Origin of the sequence: Streptomyces sp. CT34, assembly GCF_000805335.1 — a bacterium.
GTDB lineage: Bacteria > Actinomycetota > Actinomycetes > Streptomycetales > Streptomycetaceae > Streptomyces.
The window spans coordinates 1-808 of sequence record NZ_JSFP01000308.1 but is presented as its reverse complement, the minus strand read 5'-3'; the positions used below and the strand labels follow the sequence as shown (position 1 = coordinate 808).

The 808-nt window shown below is 68.6% G+C and carries 1 protein-coding gene; it reads right to left on the bottom strand.

Translation table 11 applies throughout. From position 1 onward, the window contains the following. Positions 1–274 precede the first annotated feature (274 nt). Positions 275–766, bottom strand: a complete 492-nt coding sequence (locus RZ84_RS00070) for a TetR/AcrR family transcriptional regulator (RefSeq protein WP_043262607.1) — start codon at positions 764–766, stop codon at positions 275–277. Between the last annotated feature and the right edge of the window lie 42 nt (positions 767–808).

Here is an 808-nt window from a genome sequence, read left to right as displayed (position 1 = left end):
GCTGCCGCAGCCGCTCGGGGTAGGGGCCGTACTCGCCGATCGGCAGGTACGGCTCGATGAACTGCCACTCCTGGTCCGTCATTTGCGTGCACGTCACGCACGAAGGTCTACCGTTCCCCAGGCCCGCTATGGGGGCGGCTCCGAATATCGATCATGACTCGATACGTGGTCTGACTGGAACGCTCAGGTGTTCGGTCTCGCGCCATCGTCGCTTTGGTCCGGGATCAGGACTACGGCAGTCGTGAGCTCCTGAAGATTTGCAGAGCGCGCGATGTCACAGCCTCTTGGCAAGCGTGCGGAGTTCGGCGACCACCTCGGCGCCGGACGGCGCCTGCTCCGGGTCGACCAGCCACTGCAGCATCAGCCCGCCCAGTAGCGCCAGCGGCACCGACCCGCCCAGCCCCTCGCGGCCCTGCCGCTGACCCTCGGCGAGCCGGTCGCGCACCTCGGGAGAGTGCTGGGCCTGGACGGCGGCCTCCAGCTGGGCCACCCACAGTGCGCGATGTGTGGTGAAGCTGTCGATCAGCGCCTGCCAGCGCTCCTCCGGCCCGGCCCCGTCCGCTGTGGCGGACGGAAGCTGGTCCAGCTCGTCCACCGCTTCCACCAGAGCCTGGGTGAGGAGGGCGTCCCGGGAGCCGAAGTGGTAGCCGATCGCGGCATGGCTGACGCCGGCCGCCGCGGCGATGTCCCGCACCGTGGTGCGGCCCCAGCCTCGTTCGATCAGGCACTGCTTCGCGCCCGCCAGCAGATCCTCGCGGTTTCCCATGTGGCGGAGCCTAGCAGAACAGTTGCCCATTTGGTTCATCCA

What these genes read in the sequence shown, in the direction of transcription:
- RZ84_RS00070 (WP_043262607.1), bottom strand. Translation starts at nt 766, where the DNA reads ATGGGAAACCGCGAGGATCTGCTGGCGGGCGCGAAGCAGTGCCTGATC.